The sequence below is a fragment of the Luteolibacter sp. Y139 genome (genome assembly GCF_038066715.1).
In the GTDB taxonomy this organism is placed as follows: Bacteria; Verrucomicrobiota; Verrucomicrobiia; order Verrucomicrobiales; family Akkermansiaceae; genus Haloferula; species Haloferula soli.
Genome location: NZ_JBBUKT010000007.1, coordinates 41163 through 61751, shown reverse-complemented (window position 1 = coordinate 61751; position 20589 = coordinate 41163). Strand labels below are relative to the sequence as shown.

Here is a 20589-nt window from a genome sequence, read left to right as displayed (position 1 = left end):
AAATGCGAAACGTTTCAGGCAAAATAGGGCGGTTCGCTGCCATGTTTCCACTTGATGTTGCAGCCGCTGCTAGGGAATGGCCGCTCCGGGCCCTCCTCGCCCGCGAGCATCGATTTCACCGCAGCACGCAGGTCTGCACCAGTCGCGACCTGCCCGGACTTCGGACGCGAGTCGTCGAATTGGCCCGCGTAGTAGAGCCGCAGCTCGCGGTCGAAGAGGAAGAAATCCGGCGTGCAAGCAGCTCCGTAGGCCTTCGCCACTTCCTGCGTTTCATCGAAGAGATACGGGAAGTTCCAGCCATGCTGCTCGGCGAAGGTCGCCATGTGCTCCGGCGCGTCCTGCGGGTACTTCTCGATATCGTTCGAGGAGATCGCCACCGTGTTCACCCCCTCGGTCTCGATCTCCGAAGCAAGCCCGCCAACCTGATCGGCGAGGTGGATCACGTAGGGGCAGTGATTGCAGGCAAACACAACCAGCAGACCCTCATTGCCGCGGATATCGTGAATATCATGCACCGTCTCATCGGGAGCCGGCAATTGGAACGGCGGAGCAGCATCGCCGGGACGCAGGGAAAAGGTGGAACGGACTTCAGCCATGACATTGCCTTTCCGGAATGGAGCGGTGGGTCAAGAACGCAATGAGGCGGCTACATGGGCTGTTGCCAGTCGGATACCTCCCGCTACCTTCCCCCCGCGATGCCCGACCTGACCCCGGAAGAACGCCAGCGCTACGCCCGCCACCTCTCGATCCCGAACGTGGGCGAGGAAGGCCAGCTCAAGCTGAAGGCGTCCTCCGTCCTCATGATCGGCACCGGCGGTCTCGGCTCACCCGCAGCACTTTACCTCGCGGCGGCAGGTGTCGGCCGGATCGGCCTGATCGACCCTGACACCGTGGACCGCTCCAATCTCCAGCGGCAAATCCTCCATGGCGAATCCTGGGTCGGAAAACCGAAGCTGGAGAGTGCGGCCGACCGCCTGCGCGAGATCAATCCCCACATCGAACTCGAGCTTCTCCCCATCCGCTTCACCCCGGACAACGCCCTCGACCTCGTCTCCCGCTACGACGTGGTGCTGGATGGCTGCGACAACTTCCCCACCCGCTTCCTCTCCAATGACGCCTGCTTCTTCCTGAAAAAGCCCTGCGTCTATGGCTCCATCTTCCGTTTCGAGGGCCAGGTCACCGTCTTCGCACCCCACCTCGGCGGCCCCTGCTACCGCTGCATGCTGCCCACCATGCCACCACCTGGCGCCGCACCGTCCTGCGAGGAAGCCGGCGTGCTCGGCGTGCTGCCCGGCGTGATCGGCTCGCTCCAAGCGATGGAAACCATCAAGCTCCTCCTCGGCATCGGCGAGCCACCGCTGGGCAAGCTGACCTGCTATGACGCGCTGAATACCAGCTTCCGCAACCTCCGCCTGCGCCGCGATCCCTCCTGCCGCCTGTGCGGCGACCATCCCTCGATCTCCTCCGTCAAAAACGACGAAACCACCGCCTCAGACTCCTGCTCCATTCCCGGCATGTCCACCATCACCGTTGAAGAACTCGCCGCTCGCCTCGCCGCAGGCGAAACGCCCTACATCCTCGATGTCCGCCAGCCTGAGGAAGAGGCGGAAGGCACCATTCCCGGTGCCATTTTGATCCCGCTCGCCACCTTGCCCGAGCGGCTCGGCGAACTCCCCGCCGACCGGGAAATCCTGGTCCACTGCCGGTCCGGCGGTCGCTCGGCCCGCGCGGTCAATTTCCTCCACGAAGCCGGATTCCCTCAGGCAGTGAACGTGGAAGGCGGCATCAACGCGTGGAAATCGCTTTGAGCGCCGCGGCGGCCTCTTCTTCCTCGGCACGCAGGCGGTCCACGTCGCGGTGGAGCCACACGCTCTGCACCATACCCAGCAGGAACATGCTGATCACCGCGAAGGTGCCGGAGTAGCTGATGAATGGCAGCGGAATGCCGGTGATCGGCGTCAGAAGTACGCACATCCCTATATTCTCGAAAATGTGCGCGAAGAAAATCGACACCACCCCTCCGACGACCAGCCGCCCCATCGGATCGCGGGCATAGGCCCCGATGAATAGACACAGCACCATCAGCAGCGCGAAGGAGGTGATCAGCAGCAGGCTCCCGCGGAAGCCCTGTTCCTCAGCAATGACGGCGAAGATGTAGTCATTGTGCGCCGTGGCCTTGGGAATGAAGCCGCTGGCGTGAAGCGAGTCGCCCTTGTAGGCATCCGCATACCACCCCGTGCCCATCCAGCCTGACTTCCCGACGGCCACCGACACGCGGTGCGCGGCGTAGGCTTCGTCGAGAATGTCCACCTCCTTGTGGTGCAGCATCCGCCAGTAGGTATCCAGGCGCTGCGGGCCGCGATCGGACACAGCCGGCAGGATCACGTAGAAGGCAATCGGCAGGATCGCGACCCCGAGCAATCCCATCGCGGAAAGGTAGCGGAACGGAATCCCGGCGATCAACAGCAGCACGCCCGCGAGCGGCAGCCAGACGAGCGCCGAGCCCATGTCGCCCTTCTTCATCACCAGCAGGAACGATCCCCCGGCAATGATCCCGATGATCGCGATCTTTAAAAACGGCTCATTCAGCAGCCAGCCTATCTTCGGAATCCTGTTCCCCAGCCGCGGCAGGTCTTGCAACAGGCAGGCGATCAGCACCAGCCCGCCCGCGAGAACGATCTGAGCCGGCTGGAATTCAACCCCGCCGACATTCACCTGACCGACCTTGGAGGACATCGCCATCAGCCCCATGCCGGCGATCCAGAGCGGCAGGCCGAGCCAGCGGTACCAGCGGTAGTCGATCAGGGCGGTGCTGAAATAGACCACCGTGCCGAGCAAAACCCACATCTTCTGGCGGTCCGCATAATACGCCCCGCCATGCGGCAGGTGGCGGGCGGCGCTTTCGATCGAAAACACGCCAAACGCCAGCAGCCCGTACATCGTGAGGATGAGCGGCCAGTTCAGACCGAGCAGTTTCCGGAGCAGCGGCGTCATCGAGAGCCCGGCGACCATACCGTCCCCACCCCGCGTGACAAGAGGAGTCCCTCACAGACTTGCGAATCTCCGCAGACCTCGCAATGGTCCCGGTCATGCGCCGTCTGCTCGTTCCCCTTCTCCTGCTTCTCGTCCTCGCTGGTGGCTTCGGCTGGTGGTGGTATCAGCCCGAGCGCGTCATCGGCCGGCGCATCGTCGCCTTCTTCGAAGCGGCGGATGTCGAGGAGACCGCCAGCGACATCTCCCGCACCACCCGCGGCGGCTCCCTCGCGAAATTCTTCGCTCCGAACGTCACCATCAACGGCCCGGAGGACACCCGGGAATACGCGGACGGCCCCCAGTCCCGGGACAGCCTCGTGTCGAATTACACGATCGCCGCGAAAAACTGCCGCCGGATTTCCTTTGAAACACCGGAAATCGACGAGGTGACCGTCTCCGGCGACACCGCCCAGGCCAAGGCCCGGGTCGACGCCATCGTCGAGGTGAGCAGCACCGAGCGCCCGGCCGATGGAATCCTCCATCTGGACATGGAGTGGAAGAAAATCGAGGGCGACTGGGTGCTCTCCTCCGTGTCGTGGGAGGAAAAAAGCCGGTGAATTTCCCCGAGATTCTGCTTGGCAAGCCTTCGCCCGTCATGCAGCTTCCCCGCCCCTGCCACCCGGCAGGTGACTTTTCAGAACGTATTTCACGCACATGGCCGTCGCACTCCGCCTCAACCGCCAGGGAACCAAGGACCGTCCCTACTACAAGATCGTTGCTGTCGACAGCCGCAAGCGCCGTGACGGTCGCTACATCGAGCAAGTCGGCACCTACGACCCGCTCAAGGAAGGCGTGAACTACACCATCGACCTCGAAAAGGCCGACAAGTGGATCGGCGTCGGCGCCCAGGTCTCCGAGACCGTGAACAGCATTGTTCGCAAGGCCCGCACCGCTGCGAAGGCTTAGTCCTTCCCCGGTATTGATTTTCCGAGCCGCAGCTCTCCGGAGTTGCGGCTTTTTCGTGCCCTCATCCTGCCTACGTTTCCCAAGGACCGCCCCATGGACTACTCCGCCCTCATCCACCAGCGCCGCCGCCGTCTCGGCGAGATCGACGACATGATGGCGGACCCGTCGTTCTTCAGCGACCCGAAGAAGGCTGGCGATGTCGTCCGCGAGCACCGCAAGACCAAGCAGATGCTCGACCTCTGGGAGCGCTTGGAAACCGCCAAGCGCCAGCTTGAGGAAAACGACGAGCTCTCCCGCGGCGACGATGCGGAAATGGCCGAAATGGCCCGCGAGGAAATCCCCGGCCTGCAAACCGAAATCGCCCAGCTTTCCGAGGACCTCCAGTACGCCCTGCTCCCCGCCGATCCGAACGAGGACCGCGACGCCATCGTGGAAATTCGCGCTGGTGCCGGCGGCGACGAGGCCTCGCTCTTCGCCGGGGAATTGCTCCGCGTTTACCAGCGCTACGCCGAGACCCGCGGCTGGAAGACCGAACACCTCTCCAGCAGCCCCTCCGAAGTCGGCGGCTTCAAGGAAGTCTTCCTCCGCGTCACCGGCGACGAGGTTTTCCGCATCCTGAAATACGAGTCCGGCGTCCATCGCGTCCAACGCGTTCCCGCCACCGAAACCCAAGGCCGCATTCACACCTCCACCGTCACCGTAGCCGTCATGCCGGAGGCCGAGGAAGTCGACGTCGAGCTGAAACCGGACGACCTCCGCATCGAAGTCTGCCGCGCCGGTGGCGCCGGTGGCCAGCACGTCAACCGGACCGAATCCGCCGTGCAGGTCTTCCACCTTCCCACCGGCCTCTACGTCCGCTGCGAAGACGGCCGCTCGCAGGGCCAGAACAAGGAGCGCGCGCTGCAGATCATGCGCACGCGCCTCTATGAAATGAAGCTCCGCGAAGAGCAGGAGAAGCACAGCGCCCACCGCCGCGCCCAGATCGGCTCCGGTGATCGCTCGGAAAAGATCCGCACCTACAATTTCCCGCAAAGCCGCGTGACCGACCACCGGATCGGCCACACCTCGCACAATCTGAACGGCATCATGGCCGGCGACCTCAGCGAATTCACCGCCGAGCTGCAAAAGGCCGAAATGGCCGAGCGGATGACCGAGGCCGGGATCCGTTGACACCCGTTGTGCCTCTCTTGACTTGGCACGTCCGACCCGGCTCTCCAGCCTTCCCCGCATGTCCAAGTATGCCGGTGAGCAAGTCCTCGTGGTCCCCCGCCCTCTCTTCGATGCCATCGGCTCGTTCCACGGCATTCGCACCCACGGCTTGGATGAAGCCCTCGCGAAGCTGCTCGATCCCGAGAATCACTTCTTCATGGACCGCGCAGAGGCCGAAGCGGACCCCACGCACAAGCAGCTCATCCCCTACTGCCTGATCCGCTGCGGCACCTCCATCCTCAACTACACCCGCGGCAAGTCCGGCGGTGAAGATCGCCTCCACGCCAAACTCTCCGTCGGCGTAGGCGGCCACATCAATCCCGTCGATACCGGCGGCGGCCGCACCGGTCGTGATGCCTACTTCGCTGCCGTCGAGCGCGAGCTGAATGAAGAGCTCATCTTCGATACCGCCCACACCAACCGCATCGCCGCGCTGCTCAATGACGACAGCAACGAAGTCGGCCAAGTCCACCTCGGCATCGTCCACGTGATCGACTTGGACAACACCCAGGTCGCAGCCCGCGAAGACGCCTTGGCCAATCTCTGCTTCAGCGAACTCGCCGAACTCCAAGGTCCGCTGCTCGGGAACCTGGAGAGCTGGTCGAAGTTCGTGATCGAGGACATCGCCAATTTATAGGAAATAGCACCGATGGAGGAGGCCCCCGCCAGCGCCACAAGGAAACAACGCACTCTCCAGTCCGTCTGCCGACTGTTCCTCTTTGCGGCCATCGCCACCACGGTGGCGTGGGTCTTAAAACCACCTTCGAACCCCGAGCCACTGACGTTGTTCCTCGATCACGACGGCACGTTCTCTTATGATCGCCAGGGTGGAGAGAAGCTGTCGTCCTCCGAGATCAAGCATTGGCGCACGGCCGATCATCAAGCAGCATCCGGTCACCTCATACTCGACTGCTTCGAGAGCACCAAAGTCTGCGAATGGGATGTGGTCATCTCCGAGCTGGAGAAACGCGGATACGTTGACTTTCAGCTCCGAATTCCCAACGAAACGATGAACTTCCACTTGCCAGTGTTTTACGGCCGAACCTATCGCACCGGAGCGACGCAACAGCTAATTAAGCTCGGCGAATCCCGGATTCCTGGGATCAATCAGGAAGCCGACGTTTATGTGGAGATTGGTAAGACTACAACCTGCGGGGAATTGATTTCAGCAACCCGCAAATACAGGGCTGCCGGAACCTCGATGTTTATTGTTGGGAATTCGGTCTGGGCACGATCTTCATCCGAGGATCAGGACCATCAGCCTCCCAAGCGAAGCTTGGCCGACAAGCTCCGTGGCATTTTGCCCCGCTGACTGCCAAGAGATCCGCTTGCCCATGAGGTAGGGACTCCTTAGCGTCCTTCTATCTGCCGGGAAATCGTCCCTCCTTTTCCGGCTCTTTTCCTCCCCTATCCCCCGATGAAAGCGTTCGCCTTCTTCTTGGCTACGATCCTCGCGTCCATTTGCCCGGTTCTCGCCGTTGATACGGCGTATCCCGTGGTCACTTCCATCTCGGTCTCCCCGGAGACCGTGAATGTCACCTCCGGCGACGACTCCGTCACCATCTCGGTGCACATCACCGATAACGAGAGCGGCTTTAGCTTCGGCAATTTCCTCTTCTACAATGGAAGCGGAGGCTACATCAAATCCTTCTACTTCGGCCCGGACACCCTGCAACCCGGCGGCACCGAGTTGGACGGCACCTATCAGCTCACGCTGAATGAAGTGCCGAAGTATGGCGAACCGGGTGACTGGCGGGTGGACGTGCTGGTCTTCGACCACGCGGGCAATGCAAAGACCTACGGCCCGCTTGAAAACGACGTCGACCTGCCCGTGCCGGACGATGCCAAGTTCACGGTCGTGAACACCGGCGAGGTCGACAGCTCGGCACCGGAGTTCGTGTCGGTGAATGTCACTCCCGATCCCACCAGCACCATCAGCGACGATGCCACTGTGACCTTGAGCATCCATGCCACCGACGCGCTGAGCGGCATCGACCGCGGCTTCCTGTGGGTCCACAAGCCGAATGGCGATGAGATCTACGACATGTTCCGATCGTTCGGTGCCGGCAACCTGGCACCCGGCGGCACCATCAACGACGGCACCTATGAAGTCGAAGTCACCCTGCCCCAAGGCAGCGATTTCGGTGAATGGGAGTTCCGCGTGTTGCTATCGGATCGCACTGGCAACAGCGCCTACCGCGAGGGCATTCACTTCTTCAATGTGCAAGAAATCGCGCACGATGCCAGCTTCCTCGCCCAGGCGGTCGACGCGGTGCAACTGCCATGGACCACTTCGGGCGGCCGCTGGATTTTCCAGACGGAGGAAAATTGGGACGAGCGGGATGCTGCCGCCAGCGCCGACATCGACGATGGCGAAGAGTGCGTGATGCAGACCACAGTAACCGGTCCCGGCACCTTGTCCTTCATGTGGCGGGTAAGCTCTGAGGAATTCGCCGACGTGCTGTCGGTGGAAGTCGTCGATGGCGACTCGCAGGAAATCAGCGGAGACGTCGGCTGGGAGCAGGTGAGCCTTTATATCCCGCCCGGCGAGCAGACAGTGATCTGGCGCTACACCAAGGACGGCAGCACTTCATCCGGTGAGGACCGCGGCTATGTGGATCAGGTGAAATTCACCAGAGATGACGAAGACACCGCGCTGCCACAAGTCCAGGACATCTACCCGTCCGAGCGCAAGGTGGACATCTCCGGAGGCGAACAACTGGTAGACTTCACCATCGAGATCACCGACGACTTCAACGGCTTCGAGTCCGGCCGCATCGAACTCTACAATCCTAACGGCGATCCACAGGTCAGCACCTCCTTTGACTCCTCGAACCGGGTCAAGGGCGACGAGTTCTCCGGTACCTATGTCGTGTCGCTTCCCTTCAATCCCACGCCGGATCTCGGCCTGTGGCACGTGCGGGTCGAGACGATGGAGTATTCCAATCCCACCCCGCGCATCTACGGCCCGGGCGGCGAGCGCTTCCCGGTGACAGATTCAAATGCGGTGCTGGTCACCGATGGCATGCTGGAAGACACCGCACCACCGGAGTTCCGCCAGATGTCCATCGATCCGCCGACCGTGGATGTCACCACCGGCGCAGCCACCGCACTGGTGACCGTACGAATCACCGATCCCATCTCCGGCTTCAATTCCGGCAACCTCGACATGTATAACCCGGACGGCGAATGGACTGGCTCGACCTATTTCGAGGCCTACCGCCGCATCCAAGGCGATGAATATGACGGCATCTATCAGGTGGAGGTTCCCGTGCCTCAATATGCTGAACCCGGCACCTGGCGGGTCGGAGCCGGCCTCTTCGACTTCGACCTCAACGAGGGCAACCACGACAACGGCGAAGGCTTCGATGTCGCCATCGATGAACGCATCACCGTCATCAATACCGGCCCGGTCGACCAGACCGCGCCTATAGTAACCTCGATCGACATCACGCCAAACGTCATCGATGTTTCCGCAGGCCCGCAGGACATCCACATCACCGTCTCGCTCCAGGACGACATCGCAGGCAAGCGCGATGCCTACCTCTTTTTCTACGATCCCACCGATGTCTATCAGGGTGGCTTCTTCGCCGACCTCAATGAGTCCAATCGCCTCCCAGGAGGCGACGACGTGAGCGCTACCTATCAGGTGACGCGCACAATCCCGCAGGGAGCCATGCCAGGCAATTGGATCATCCGGGTGTACCTCCGCGACAAGGTCGGCCACACGAGATTCTATGGCTTTGACTACAGTCCCTACCCCGAGGTCGGCGATGGCATCTTCACCGTGAGCGGCCTGGCTCCGTCACTCTTCCAGGCATTTGTTTCGAGCCACTCGCTCACCGGAAACAATGCTCTGCCGAATGCCGATCCGGATCACGATGGCCGGAGCAATGTCATCGAACTGCTGACCGGCACCGATCCCACCAATCCCGCGGACGGAGGCACCGGAGCCTTCGCGCTGAGTCGCAACGCCACGCATCTCAACTACGATTTCACCGTCGATCCGTCACTCATCCTGACCTTGAACGGCACCTTCATGGAACTCCGCGACAGCCACGGCGGCGCACCCTTGAGATTGACCGGACAGACTCAATCAGGCCTCGCCGGAGTGTGGACAAATCAGCAGCCTGTGCATCAGACCGGCAACACTTGGCGGATCAGCGCTCCCTTCGCCGGTAGTTCAAAACGCTTCATGCGGATCTTCTTCGAGGATCCCTGAACACACCTGCCGGAATGACTTCTTTTTGCGCATCGGCGGTCCCGATGCGAGGGGTTCCTTCGTCTCATCATCGAACCAACCCACCGACATTATGAAACTCAAAGCCTTCATTGCCTCCGCACTCTTGCTCCTGCCGCTTTCTGTCCAAGCCCAGGACATGCCGGAAATGCCCAAACCCGTGAAAGAGCACGAGTGGCTCGCCCAACTCGCCGGCGAATGGGAATCCACCATGAAATGCGAGGCCGAACCTGGCAAAACGATCGAGGGCAAGAGCAGCGAAAAGGCCCGCATGCTCGGCGGCTTCTGGATCGTCTCCGATGGCCAGGGTGAAATGATGGGCGGCAAGTTCTCCAGCATCCTCACCCTCGGCTACGATCCGGAGAAAAAGAAGTTCATCGGCACCTGGGTGGACTCGATGACCAGCACCATGTGGCAATACACCGGCACCCTCGACGAGGCGACGAATACGCTAACGCTCGAAACCGAGGGCCCCAGCCCGATGGAGCCCGGCAAGACCTGCAAGTTCAAGGAAGTCATCGTGCTTAAGGACAAGGATCACAAAACCTTCACGAGCAATATCCAGGGCGAAGACGGCAAGTGGAAGGAAATGATGACCGCCACCTCCGTAAGGAAGAAGTGATCCATCGGGAGCGCGGGATTCATCCCGCTTGGACGATAGATTCGCCAGTGAAGCTGGATGAATTCCGCGCTCCCGATCTTAAGCCGGCGGCGCCGAAAAGCTCCTCCGGTATTCCTTATGATAATCCGGTCCGTCCGACCTCAACACGCTGGAGTAAAGCGTGACGCCGGAGACCGTGAACTCGCCGAACTCCTCACCCGCGTGGGCGTCCAGGAACTCGCGGACCATCGCTGGCTTCCCATGACGTGCCCGTGCGATGGTAAGGTGCGGCTGAATCCGTGACGGCCCCGGATCGAGACCCGCAGCCTTGACCGCCCTCGCAACTCTCCGGTGCAACAAGGGCAGAGCCTCCGCGGGATCATCCACTCCAGCCCACAATACGAGCCCACCGTGTTTCGCGAAGCACCCGCAGCCTTTCACGCGCAGTGCAAATGGCCCGCAGGCAACTTCCGCCAGTGACTCGACAAGTTTAGCGTGCGCTTGCTCATCGACATCGCCGAGGAAACACAGGGTCACATGAAGCCGCTCCGCCGGCGTCCACCGGAGCCCTTCCATTCCCGGATCAAGCTCCACCAAGCGACCAGCCAGATTCTCCGGCAGGTCGAGCGCGACAAACAAACGCTTCACCATGCTACAACATAGCACGGCGAAGCGGATCTGCATTTCGAGTTATGCCATTCAGGCGCCGCCACAAGCGGTTTTCGCCGCTTCCTTGAGCTGCTCGGGCGAAACATCCTCGATGTGGGTCGCCACCGACCATTGGTGGCCAAAGGGATCTTGCAGCACGCAATAGCGATCGCCCCAGAACATATTGGCCGGCGGCATCTTGGCCGTGGCTCCCGCGGCCACAGCTTGCGCAAACACCGCATCGACATCCTCCACCTGCAGGTGAATGACCACCGGCGATCCCTTCAAGCCAATCGGGGACACCGCGCCGCATTCCTGCATTTCATCGAACAGCATCAGGATCGAATCACCGATCTGGACCCTGCCGTGCATCAAGCGGCCATCCGGCGCTTCCAGCTTCATCAGCTCGGTGGCTCCGAAGGCCTTCTTGTAAAACTCCATCGCCTTCACCGCCCCGGCGCAAACCAGGTGCGGGGTAATCGTATGCATGCCCTCCGGCACCGCCTGCACGGCAGGCTTCTTCGCAGCGGGCTTCTCGGTAGTGGTACTCATGGTGGTTGGTAGTATGAGGTTAACCGGCCCCCAACAACGGGGCCTCTACAACAACCGACGAACGGGCCGTACGATTCAGGACAGGGCAAATGCTTTTTCCGCTTCTCTCGGAAAACTCCTTCCGGCACCGAGCTCCAAAAAAATTTCCCGTCCTTGTCCCGGGATCATATCCGCGTTCGTTGTTTGGCTGAACCTCATCGCACTATCATGAGTATCCCTGCCATTCCCGACCCCACGAATCATCCCGTCGTCTCCCGCGAAGCATGGACTGCCGCGCGGAAGGAATTCCTCGCCCGCGAGAAAGAACTCACCCGCCAGCGCGATGCCCTGAATGCCGCGCGCCGCGAACTGCCGTGGGTGAAAGTCGAAGAGAACTACATCTTCGAAGGCCCCGATGGTCCTGTCACGTTGTCCGAGCTCTTCGACGGCCGGAAGCAGCTCATCGTGTATCACTTCATGTTCGGCCCCGGCTGGAAGGAAGGTTGCCCCGGCTGCTCTTTCCTCTGCGACCACGTCGATGGCGCACGCCAGCACTTCGAGCATGGCGGTGCTTCCTTCGTCGCGGTCTCCCGGGCACCGCTCGCCGAGTTCACGCCCTTCAAGAAGCGCATGGGCTGGAAGTTCAACTGGGTGTCCTCCGCCACCAACGACTTCAACTTCGACTACCACGTCTCCTTCACGCCCGAGCAAGTCGCTTCCGGCAAGGTCGAATACAACTACACCGAAGGCGAGCCCTGGGGCGAGGAAGCGCACGGCACCAGCGTCTTTTACAAGAACGATGCTGGTGAAATCTTCCACACCTACTCGTGCTACGCACGCGGCTGCGAGCAGACCGTCGGCGCGCTGATCTACCTCGACCTCGTCCCGCTCGGCCGAAACGAAGAGAGCACCATGAGCTGGGTGCGCCATCACGATCGCTACGAAGAAGCGAGGGCCGCCTGCTGCTGCTCCAACGACAAATGAAATGAAATCCTGCTGTCAGAGGCTGAAATCCCGCAGCCTTGCCGGGTGGCTTTTGCCCGGCGGGCTGCTGGTGCTGATGCCGAAGTGCCCGTTCTGCCTCGCGGGCTACGTCACCATCTTCACCGGTGCCGGGCTGTCCTTAGCCGTGGCCCGCGGGTTGCAGGCTACGGTGATTGCGTGCTTCATCATTTCGCTGCTCGTATTCTCTCGAGCATTGCTCGCCCGAAAAGATGGCCACACGAGATCGTCTCGCAACCCCTGAGGAAAGCCAAGAACCGCCCTCCCAACAGAGACCGGGGCCATCTCCGAGATCAAGGCCCGGCCGCACCGGCAAATAACAGCAATCCATAGCCACTGACTCCCCCATTGGTGCTATCGGCCAACAGGATTGAGCAACGGACAAGGACGGTCTGCCGGTCAAGACCAGCATCACCGTTGCCGCCTTGGAATCGCGAATTTCGTGCGTATTTTGGCTCTGCATGCTGTAGGTCAGACCATTGGCGTCGGAGCTTGCGACTGAGTTCCAAGATTCCAGCGACCAAGCTTGATGTATTTGGTCTGCCCCATCAAGCTGTGGATCAAAACAATCTCCTCCGCCATCCACGAGATTGGCTCGATGGTTTCGGTGCTGAAGCTATCCTTGAGGTAGGCCAAAGTGACGTGCGGATTGAACTTCGATTTCTTGGTACTTCTGAGGCCCCTTATCGAGCACTGGATGGTCGCGCGCTGATGGAGTTGATCCAAAGAGGAATTCCGCCCACGAACCGAAACGACGAGGGGAATGTTTCCTCCTTCTTTCCCCCAACACGCCGCTTGGTCCATCCGAACAACAAATGGCTGACTTGCTACTGCCGTAGCGGCGCAAGCTTGCATTGCGGTGGCCACAATGTCGGCCGGCAAGCCGGCAAAGTTACCGAAATGAAAAAGCGTCACGTGAAGGTGATCTGTAGGACGCAGACTGCCCCAAGGCGAATGATGCGAGCGCATTGTCTCCCCCAGCAAGCGGAGCTTCTCGGCGATCTCGCGAGGCGGAAGCAGCAACAAAACGAGATTGTCGGAGCCTCGCCGTGGTTGAGGACTGGAAAGCGGCGAATTCAAATCGAGTAGTTTCATAGCTGTTCAAATGAACATTATCGATGTCTGATCGCCAATCGAATTTTGAAAAAACCCGAAAATTTTTAGAAGACATCAAATATTGTCATGCATCGTTGCCGATGAAACTACCGGGTTTTCCATTGTTCGCACTGTGGTCGTGGTTTGAGTTCATCCCATGCACAAGATCAGCAGCGCCCTTGATCAAGTTTACTCTGTTCACCCCGTCATGCTACTCGCGGTGGTTTCACTGATGGGTCTCGCGCAAGCGCAAGAACCCATCAAATCCGCTCCCGGCGGTCCGCTCGAAGTCACCGCCAGCCGCGGCGTCACCGCTCGCGACCCTTCCACCATCATCCACGAAGGCGAGACCTTTTGGTGCTTCTACACCGGCCGCGGCGTGCCGACGCTGCACTCCAAAGACCTCGTCACCTGGGAACGCGGCCCACGCGTCTTCGACAAGGCCCCGGAATGGATCGCCAAGGAAGTGCCAAAGAACGACGGCGTATACTGGGCGCCCGACCTCATGAAAGTCGGCAGCCAGTATTTCCTCTACTACTCGGTCTCCAGCTTCGGCGCCATGCATTCGGCGATCGGCCTCGCAACGAATCCCACGCTCGATCCCAAGAACCCCGCCTTCAAATGGACCGATCAAGGACCCGTCGTCCAGTCCCGCGACGGCGGCGACTTCAACACCATCGATCCCGCCGTCTTTCTCGATGACGATGGCAAGCTCTGGTTAGCCTTCGGCTCGCAATGGAGCGGCCTGAAGCTCGTCGAACTCGACCCCAAAACCGGCAAGCGCCTCAAACCCGACGAGCCAATGGTTCCGCTCGCCGCCGTCTCTCCGATCGAGGCGGTCTACATCTACAAGCGCAAGAACCACTACTACCTATTCGTGAACCGCGGCACTTGCTGCTCTGGCAACAAGAGTACCTATCACATTGTCGTCGGCCGCAGCGAAAGCATTAAGGGACCCTACCTCGCCAAAGACGGCGCGCTCCTGACTGACGGCGGCGGGACACTGGTGGTCGACCAGAAAATTGGACCGCTCACCGGAGTGGGCCATGCCGGCATCGTCGAAAAGGACGGCAAGAGCTGGTTCAGTTGCCACTTCGAAGCGGACGACCGCATGGACGGCAGAGCCACCCTCGGCGTGATGCCGATCCAGTGGACCGAAGACGGCTGGCCGGAAGTCCTGCCGCCGGACAAAGCAAAGTAGAGACCAAGGCCCATTCCAGGGCTGGATTTCGTGTTGCGCTCTAGCAGGGACCGGCGAGTAGCTTTCGTCCCATGCCAGAATGCGCCATCGAGCAGGTGAAGGAACGTCTCGATACCCTCTATCGCGAGGAATCCGGCCGCATCCTCGCGACACTCATCCGCCTGCTCGGCGACTTCGACCTGGCCGAGGACGTCATGCAGGACGCCTTCGCCGCCGCGCTCCAACGCTGGCCTCAGGACGGCGTCCCGGAAAATCCACGCGCCTGGCTCGTTTCCACCGGACGCTTCAAGGCCATCGATACCATCCGCCGCCGCGAGCGCTTCGATGCCGCCCAAGACAAGATCGTCGAAGAGTTCGGACTCGAACCCAACAACACCACGCCCGAAACAGACGAGAACCTGGAAGACGACCGCCTTCGACTGATCTTCACCTGCTGCCATCCCACGCTCGCTCCGGAAGGCCGCGTCGCATTGACCCTGCGCGAAGTCTGCGGCCTGACAACCGAGGAAATCGCCCGCGCCTTCCTAACAACCCCGGCAACCCTCGCCCAACGCATCGTCCGCGCGAAAGCCAAAATCCGCGACGCGAAAATCCCCTATCAGGTCCCGTCGGCAGAAGAATTACCCGAGCGCCTGGCCACGGTGCTGCAAGTCGTCTATCTGGTCTTCAATGAAGGCTACTACGCCTCCTCCGGAAGCTCGCTGACGCGAGCGGATTTATCAGCGGAGGCAATCCGCCTCGGCCGCTTGCTGTTGGAACTCCTGCCCGAGCCCGAAGTGATGGGCCTGCTCGCATTGATGCTCCTGCAAGAATCCCGCCGCGCCGCCCGGGCCACTTCCACCGGTGAACTGATCTTGTTAGAAGACCAGGATCGCTCTCTCTGGAATCGCGGACAAATCGCGGAAGGCGTGGCACTCGTCGAGCGCGCCCTCGTGTCACGATGCTTCGGCCCCTACACACTACAGGCAGCAATCGCCGCCGTTCACGCCGAGGCTCCCGACGCCGCCTCCACCGACTGGCCCCAGATCGTCGCCCTCTACAACCTGCTGGCACGGACAGAACCCTCCGCCATCATCGAACTCAATCGCGCCGTCGCCGTAGCCATGCGCGATGGCCCCGAAGCCGGCCTCGCCTTGATCGATGCCATCTTCGCCCGCGGCGAATTAACCGACTACCACCTCGCCCACGCCGCCCGCGCGGACCTTTGCCGCCGTTTGGGACGCACCAATGAAGCCCGCGATTCCTACCAGAAAGCCCTGGCTCTCACGCGGCAGGAGCCGGAGAAACGCTTCCTCGAAAAGCGTCTCCACGAATTGTGAGAAAAAATTTGAGCCCCCTGTCGAAATCCGGATGCCCCGTTCGACCATGTAGTGAACCGTCCATTCTGAGACGGCGTCAAACCAACCACCAACACGCACCGAACGATGAAATTCCTCATGCTCATGATTCCCCACGGCTACCAGCCCGGCACCCCGCCAGCCGAACGCATCGACGAAAAGACCGACCTTCAACTCGAAGACCTCGATAAAATGGGGAAATTCAACGACGAGTTCGCGAAGGCCGCCAAGATCCTCGACATCGATGGCCTGCGTCCCCCTTCCGAAAGCGCCCGCGTCACCTTCGACACCGGCAAGCCGGTCCTGACCGACGGCCCCTTCATCGAATCGAAGGAAGTTATCGGCGGCTACTGGATCTTCGAAATCGAATCGCGTGAAGAAGCCCTCAAGTGGGCCCAGCGCGTCCCCGCCGAGCCCGGCGACGTCATCGAGCTTCGCCCCATCTGGGACATCTCGGACCTCGAAGCCCAGAAGTAATCCCATCCTTCCCACCTACACTCCAACCTCTTCCCTTTCCCGCCATGAAATACATCTGTCTTGGCTACATCGATCCTAACAAACTCCCCAACTTCTCGGAAACCGAGCTCCATTCCATGATGGACGAGTGTTTCACCTACGACGACGAGCTCCGGGAGAAAGGCCACTTCGCCGGCGGCGAAGCCCTCCAGCCGCCGCAAACCGCCGCGACCCTGCGCTGGGAAAACGGCAAGGTCGCCATCACCGACGGTCCCTACGCCGAGACGAAGGAGCAGATCGGTGGCATCCTCATCCTGGAAGCCCGCGACCTGAATCACGCCATCCAGATCATGTCAAAGCACCCGGGCGTGAAGGCCGGCCCCTTTGAAATCCGCCCCGCCGCCGACCTCAGCGAAATGATCCGCCAGAGCGAACAACGCCGCTCCAGCACCAAGTAAAAGCGCCCAACCAACAACGAACACGACCATGTCCAAAGTACGCGTGAATTGTTTCAGCATCTCTTTCGACGGTTTCGGCGCAGGCCCGGACCAAAGCCTCGATCAGCCCTTGGGAGCCGGCGGCATGGACCTTCACAAGTGGTTCATCCCCACGAATGCTTTCCAGAAGACACATGGCAGCGGCGACGGCACCACCGGCGTCGACGACGACTTCGCCGAACGCGGAATGGACGGCCTCGGCGCATGGATCCTCGGCCGTAACATGTTCGGGCCCATCCGCGGCGACTGGCCCGACGATGAGTGGAAAGGCTGGTGGGGTGAGAATCCGCCATATCACGTGCCAGTCTTCGTCCTCACCCACCACCCGCGCGAATCGATCCAGATGGAAGGCGGCACCGTCTTCCACTTCGTCACGGATGGCATCCACGCCGCCCTTGAGCGGGCCAGGGAAGCGGCCGGCGGGCGGGACATCCGCATCGGAGGCGGCGCGGCGACCATCCGGCAGTATCTTCAGGCCGGCTTGATTGACGAATTGCACATCGCCATTTCCCCGGTCGTCCTCGGCAGCGGCGAAAGCCTCTTCGCCGGGATCGATCTCCTGAAACTGGGCTACAAATGCACCGATCATGCTTCCACCCCGGGTGCAATGCACCTGGTCCTGATGAAGGAGTGACCCTCCGGCCCGGCCGGACGGATCGCGAAATTTTTTCTGCAATCCTGTCCTCGCTGTATCCGCCCGTTCGTTATTGTATCGAAACAAACCTCATTCCCCATCCCAACCATGAGCCTCGAACTCACCGCCGAACCTAAAGTCACTGGCCACCTGCTGCTTTTCCGCAAAACCGATTGGGCAGAGCAGGGCCTTTCCGAAGACGAACTCCGCAATGTCATGGACCGCGTCAACGCGTGGTTCGATAAGCTGACCTCCGAAGGCAAGATGCTCGGCGCGCAGCCGCTGATGGAAGAGTCCGTCGTCATCACCGGCCATGGTGGCAGCACCGTCACCGACGGACCCTTTGTGGAGGCCAAGGAAGCGGTCGGCGGCTACGTGCTGCTCTCGGTGACCGACCTCGCGGAAGCGGTAGCCATCGCCAAATCCAATCCGATGCACGACTACGGCCTGACCACCGAAGTCCGCCCGACCTCCAGCTCTTGCCCGCACCTTCACCGCATCCTGGGTAGATCCCTCGCGGCAGCGGCTGTGTAAGACGCAAATCCTGCTCTCGTCGGCCGACCACGCTTTCATTTCTTGCGGGCATCGTCTCGCTGGTGTCCTTGTTCGCCGCAAGTCCACCAGCGCCCGATCCACCGCAACATTCCATGGCCGACGAAATCGAACGCAAATTCCTGGTCAGCTCTGACGCATGGCGCAATGGCCCGCCCGGCGTGCGCATCTGCCAAGGCTACCTGTGCCGCGATAAAGAGCGCACCGTCCGCGTCCGTCTCGCCGGCGAGAAAGCCTTCCTCACCATCAAGGGAGCCACCTCGGGCATCTCGCGAAAGGAATTCGAGTACGCCATCCCTCCAGAGGAGGCGCAGGCATTGCTCGATCTCTGCCTGCCTCTACCGGTCGACAAAATCCGGCACGAACGCAAGCACGGCGGCCACTTGTGGGAAGTGGATGAATTCCTAGGCCCCAATGCCGGACTCATTGTCGCCGAAATCGAACTCTCGGATGCAAACGAATCCTTCGAGCGACCCGATTGGCTCGGTCGCGAGGTCTCGGACGAACCGCGCTACTTCAATGCCAATCTTGCCGAGCATCCGTGGACTGAGTGGAAAACGTGAGTCTCATCGCTGTCCCTCGCAGCCCGGAGCCCACGAGGCAGTCTACCTCCGGAAAGCGCCCGACGCGCACTTTCCCGAGTTTCCTTATCAGGGATCAACCGGCAGTGCCTTCGAGCTCCCGCTTCATGAAATCGACGGCGAAGTCGACGAAAGCCCGGGCGCGAGTCGGTAGCAGACGATGACCGGCATACACCACGTGGACCGGCAAGTTCGCTGGCCGCCACGATGGCAGAATGCGAACCAAGCGCCCTTCAGCGAGGTCTTCGAGGATCAGCCAATGTGGCTGGACCGTGACGCCCAGCCCCGTGCGCGCAGCCTCTCGCATGCTGGTCACGCCTTCGGAGACCAAGACCGGCGAAAGCCTCAGCACATGCTCCGCTCCGCGCCGACCAAACAAAGGGATCTCCGATGCATTCCAGAAATGCGAACCGGCGAGACCGATCCACGGCCAAGCTTCCAGATCCGATGGCTTTTTCACAGCCGGTCGGCTGGCCACGAGCAAGGGTGCCGCCACGAGTTCCAGCTCGATCGACCCGGCGGGGCGCGCAATCACGCTTTCATCCGTGATCTTGCCCGGCACCACACCGACGTCGCAGCCCTCTTGGATCATCTGGAGCGGCCGGTTCGTCAGTGACAGCGAAGCGGTAACCTCCGGATGCTTCATCAGGAACTCGCTGACGAGCCTCGTCACGATGGATTGGCCAAGGTCGATGGTCGCGAAAATCCGCAGGTGGCCACTCAACGACGTCTGATCCTCGCGAATGCGCTGCTGGGCACCATCGGCCAGCGCCAGAATCCGCTGCGCATCCTCTAACAAAATCCGCCCGGTGGGCGTCAGGCTCATACGGTGTGTGTCCCGCAGCAGCAACACTGCCCCGGCGCGCTCTTCAAGACTCTGCAGGGAGCGGCTGAGCGTCGGCTGCGGAATCTTCAGTCGCCGCGCCCCGGCGGAAATACTACCGGCCTCCACGATCGCCACGAACGCGCGCAGCAGGGAGAGATCGTCGAAGGCGCTCATACGCTCCATGCATAGCCGTAATACAAAGCCGGTGGCTACCGCAAACCGACCACTGGTGGAATGCTGCTGCCGTTATGAATGCCAACACCTCCACAATCAACGGATCCCCTCTCAAAATCACCCTCATCGGCGGCAGCGGCCTAATCGGTCGCAAGCTCGCACCACTGCTCGAAGAACAAGGCCACGAGATCGTCATCGCCTCACCGTCCCGCGGCGTGAACACCCTCACCGGCGAGGGCCTCGCGGACACAGTCAAAGGTTCGCAAGTCGTGGTTGATGTGACCAATTCGCCCTCCTTCGAGGAAAACGCGGTGCGTGAGTTCTTCGACACTTCAACCCGCAATATCCTGGCCGCATGCAGTGAAGCAGGCGTGAAGCACTTCATCGCGCTGTCAGTGGTCGGCACCGACCGCACCGCCACGAATGGCTACTTCCGCGCCAAGCTCATCCAGGAAAGCCTGATCAAAGCGTCAGCGGTCCCCTTCACCATCGTGCGCGCCACCCAGTTCTTCGAGTTCGTCGGAGCCATCGCCGCCCTTTCGCCGGACGGCGGGCCCGTGCGGGTTTCGTCATCCCGCTTTCAGCCGATGGCTGCGGACGATGTGGCGGCAGCCCTCGCGGACGTCGCCGTGTCCGGCCCGCTTCGCGGCATCGTAGAAATCGCCGGGCCGGAAGCTGCGCCGATGGATGAAATCGTTCGTCGCTTCTTCGAGGCAAAGGGTGACCCGCGGAAAGTCATCGGTGACCGCAGCGAGCCCTACTTTGGCACGCCCATCGATGACCAGAGCCTCACTCCCGGACCCGGTGCCCGCCTCGGCCGCATCTGGTTCGCCGATTGGCTGCGCTTGCCCACCACCAAAGCCTGAATCCCGGCTTGGGACCCGCCCCGAAACATTTTTGCAATTGGCCGGCCCGATACCGAACCATCACACGAGGCTCCCGCGATGCCCGGGGTCACGCGGGAACCTGCATCTGAAACATGTGTGTGTTGTAGACCGGGCAGCCGTCGCAAAGTTGCAACGGCTGCCGGTGACGAGCCTTCGGGCGCAGTGCCGGAAATCTTGTC

The 20589-nt window shown here is 61.2% G+C and carries 24 protein-coding genes; 18 read left to right on the top strand and 6 right to left on the bottom strand.

What is annotated here, in order from left to right:
• Nucleotides 1–14: 14 nt before the first annotated feature.
• The gene (locus WKV53_RS17490; protein WP_341406069.1) at nt 15–596 is read right to left on the bottom strand and encodes a thioredoxin family protein; all 582 of its coding nucleotides are present in this window, start codon (nt 594–596) and stop codon (nt 15–17) included.
• Between the two features lie 99 nt (nt 597–695).
• Between WKV53_RS17490 and moeB the strand changes: the two genes are divergently transcribed.
• Entirely contained in the window at nt 696–1808 is a 1113-nt protein-coding gene (gene moeB, locus WKV53_RS17485; protein WP_341406068.1) for a molybdopterin-synthase adenylyltransferase MoeB, read from the top strand.
• On the opposite strand, the gene WKV53_RS17480 is transcribed toward moeB, so the two are convergent.
• Nucleotides 1786–2994 (bottom strand): FtsW/RodA/SpoVE family cell cycle protein, encoded by a 1209-nt coding sequence (locus WKV53_RS17480; RefSeq protein ID WP_341406067.1) that lies wholly within the window; start codon nt 2992–2994, stop codon nt 1786–1788. The genes moeB and WKV53_RS17480 overlap by 23 nt on opposite strands.
• A gap of 95 nt (nt 2995–3089) precedes the next feature.
• Here WKV53_RS17480 and WKV53_RS17475 point away from each other — a divergent pair, with 95 nt between their 5' ends.
• The 7 genes from WKV53_RS17475 (at nt 3090) to WKV53_RS17445 (ending at nt 10010) form a co-directional block, all read left to right on the top strand.
• On the top strand, nt 3090–3590 hold the full coding sequence (locus WKV53_RS17475; protein WP_341406066.1) for a hypothetical protein: 501 nt from the start codon (nt 3090–3092) through the stop codon (nt 3588–3590).
• 97 nt (nt 3591–3687) lie between these two features.
• The gene (rpsP, locus tag WKV53_RS17470) at nt 3688–3939 is read left to right on the top strand and encodes a 30S ribosomal protein S16 (RefSeq protein WP_341406065.1); all 252 of its coding nucleotides are present in this window, start codon (nt 3688–3690) and stop codon (nt 3937–3939) included.
• 93 nt (nt 3940–4032) lie between these two features.
• Nucleotides 4033–5109: a peptide chain release factor 1 gene (gene prfA / locus WKV53_RS17465; RefSeq protein ID WP_341406064.1), complete on the top strand. Its 1077-nt coding sequence runs from the start codon at nt 4033–4035 to the stop codon at nt 5107–5109.
• Nucleotides 5110–5167: 58 nt separating this feature from the next.
• Nucleotides 5168–5785 carry a hypothetical protein gene (locus tag WKV53_RS17460; RefSeq protein WP_341406063.1) on the top strand — a complete coding sequence of 206 codons (618 nt, stop codon included), beginning with the start codon at nt 5168–5170 and terminating at the stop codon, nt 5783–5785.
• 12 nt (nt 5786–5797) lie between these two features.
• Nucleotides 5798–6460: a hypothetical protein gene (locus WKV53_RS17455; RefSeq protein ID WP_341406062.1), complete on the top strand. Its 663-nt coding sequence runs from the start codon at nt 5798–5800 to the stop codon at nt 6458–6460.
• A gap of 105 nt (nt 6461–6565) precedes the next feature.
• Nucleotides 6566–9370 carry a DUF7035 domain-containing protein gene (locus WKV53_RS17450; protein ID WP_341406061.1) on the top strand — a complete coding sequence of 935 codons (2805 nt, stop codon included), beginning with the start codon at nt 6566–6568 and terminating at the stop codon, nt 9368–9370.
• Nucleotides 9371–9461: 91 nt separating this feature from the next.
• Nucleotides 9462–10010, top strand: coding sequence for a DUF1579 domain-containing protein (locus WKV53_RS17445; protein WP_341406060.1), 549 nt, complete (start codon nt 9462–9464; stop codon nt 10008–10010).
• 78 nt (nt 10011–10088) lie between these two features.
• Here the strand turns inward: WKV53_RS17445 and thpR are convergent, their stop codons facing one another.
• Nucleotides 10089–10673, bottom strand: coding sequence for an RNA 2',3'-cyclic phosphodiesterase (gene thpR / locus WKV53_RS17440; RefSeq protein ID WP_341406059.1), 585 nt, complete (start codon nt 10671–10673; stop codon nt 10089–10091).
• Between the two features lie 15 nt (nt 10674–10688).
• Entirely contained in the window at nt 10689–11189 is a 501-nt protein-coding gene (locus WKV53_RS17435) for a VOC family protein (RefSeq protein ID WP_341406058.1), read from the bottom strand.
• Between the two features lie 207 nt (nt 11190–11396).
• On the opposite strand from WKV53_RS17435, the gene WKV53_RS17430 reads away from it, so the two are divergent.
• Together WKV53_RS17430 and WKV53_RS17425 are read left to right on the top strand one after the other, a co-directional pair.
• The gene (locus tag WKV53_RS17430; protein ID WP_341406057.1) at nt 11397–12152 is read left to right on the top strand and encodes a DUF899 domain-containing protein; all 756 of its coding nucleotides are present in this window, start codon (nt 11397–11399) and stop codon (nt 12150–12152) included.
• Between the two features lies 1 nt (nt 12153).
• A complete protein-coding gene (locus tag WKV53_RS17425; RefSeq protein ID WP_341406056.1) occupies nt 12154–12414 on the top strand; it encodes a hypothetical protein in 261 nt (86 codons plus the stop codon).
• 227 nt (nt 12415–12641) lie between these two features.
• Here WKV53_RS17425 and WKV53_RS17420 read toward each other — a convergent pair whose 3' ends face one another.
• Nucleotides 12642–13265 (bottom strand): 2'-5' RNA ligase family protein, encoded by a 624-nt coding sequence (locus WKV53_RS17420; protein WP_341406055.1) that lies wholly within the window; start codon nt 13263–13265, stop codon nt 12642–12644.
• Nucleotides 13266–13422: 157 nt separating this feature from the next.
• On the opposite strand from WKV53_RS17420, the gene WKV53_RS17415 reads away from it, so the two are divergent.
• From WKV53_RS17415 to WKV53_RS17385, 7 genes are all read left to right on the top strand, one after another.
• The gene (locus tag WKV53_RS17415) at nt 13423–14466 is read left to right on the top strand and encodes an arabinan endo-1,5-alpha-L-arabinosidase (protein ID WP_341406054.1); all 1044 of its coding nucleotides are present in this window, start codon (nt 13423–13425) and stop codon (nt 14464–14466) included.
• A gap of 71 nt (nt 14467–14537) precedes the next feature.
• Entirely contained in the window at nt 14538–15785 is a 1248-nt protein-coding gene (locus tag WKV53_RS17410; RefSeq protein WP_341406053.1) for an RNA polymerase sigma factor, read from the top strand.
• Nucleotides 15786–15890: 105 nt separating this feature from the next.
• Nucleotides 15891–16280 (top strand): YciI family protein, encoded by a 390-nt coding sequence (locus tag WKV53_RS17405; RefSeq protein ID WP_341406052.1) that lies wholly within the window; start codon nt 15891–15893, stop codon nt 16278–16280.
• A 44-nt stretch (nt 16281–16324) separates the two neighbouring features.
• Complete coding sequence (locus tag WKV53_RS17400; RefSeq protein WP_341406051.1) at nt 16325–16717, top strand: YciI family protein; 393 nt, start codon at nt 16325–16327, stop codon at nt 16715–16717.
• A 28-nt stretch (nt 16718–16745) separates the two neighbouring features.
• A complete protein-coding gene (locus WKV53_RS17395; protein ID WP_341406050.1) occupies nt 16746–17390 on the top strand; it encodes a dihydrofolate reductase family protein in 645 nt (214 codons plus the stop codon).
• Between the two features lie 108 nt (nt 17391–17498).
• The gene (locus WKV53_RS17390) at nt 17499–17924 is read left to right on the top strand and encodes a YciI family protein (protein WP_341406049.1); all 426 of its coding nucleotides are present in this window, start codon (nt 17499–17501) and stop codon (nt 17922–17924) included.
• A 113-nt stretch (nt 17925–18037) separates the two neighbouring features.
• Nucleotides 18038–18505, top strand: coding sequence for a CYTH domain-containing protein (locus WKV53_RS17385; RefSeq protein WP_341406048.1), 468 nt, complete (start codon nt 18038–18040; stop codon nt 18503–18505).
• Nucleotides 18506–18599: 94 nt separating this feature from the next.
• Here the strand turns inward: WKV53_RS17385 and WKV53_RS17380 are convergent, their stop codons facing one another.
• A complete protein-coding gene (locus WKV53_RS17380) occupies nt 18600–19523 on the bottom strand; it encodes a LysR family transcriptional regulator (RefSeq protein WP_341406047.1) in 924 nt (307 codons plus the stop codon).
• A gap of 74 nt (nt 19524–19597) precedes the next feature.
• Here WKV53_RS17380 and WKV53_RS17375 point away from each other — a divergent pair, with 74 nt between their 5' ends.
• Nucleotides 19598–20389: an SDR family oxidoreductase gene (locus tag WKV53_RS17375; RefSeq protein ID WP_341406046.1), complete on the top strand. Its 792-nt coding sequence runs from the start codon at nt 19598–19600 to the stop codon at nt 20387–20389.
• Nucleotides 20390–20589: the final 200 nt, after the last annotated feature.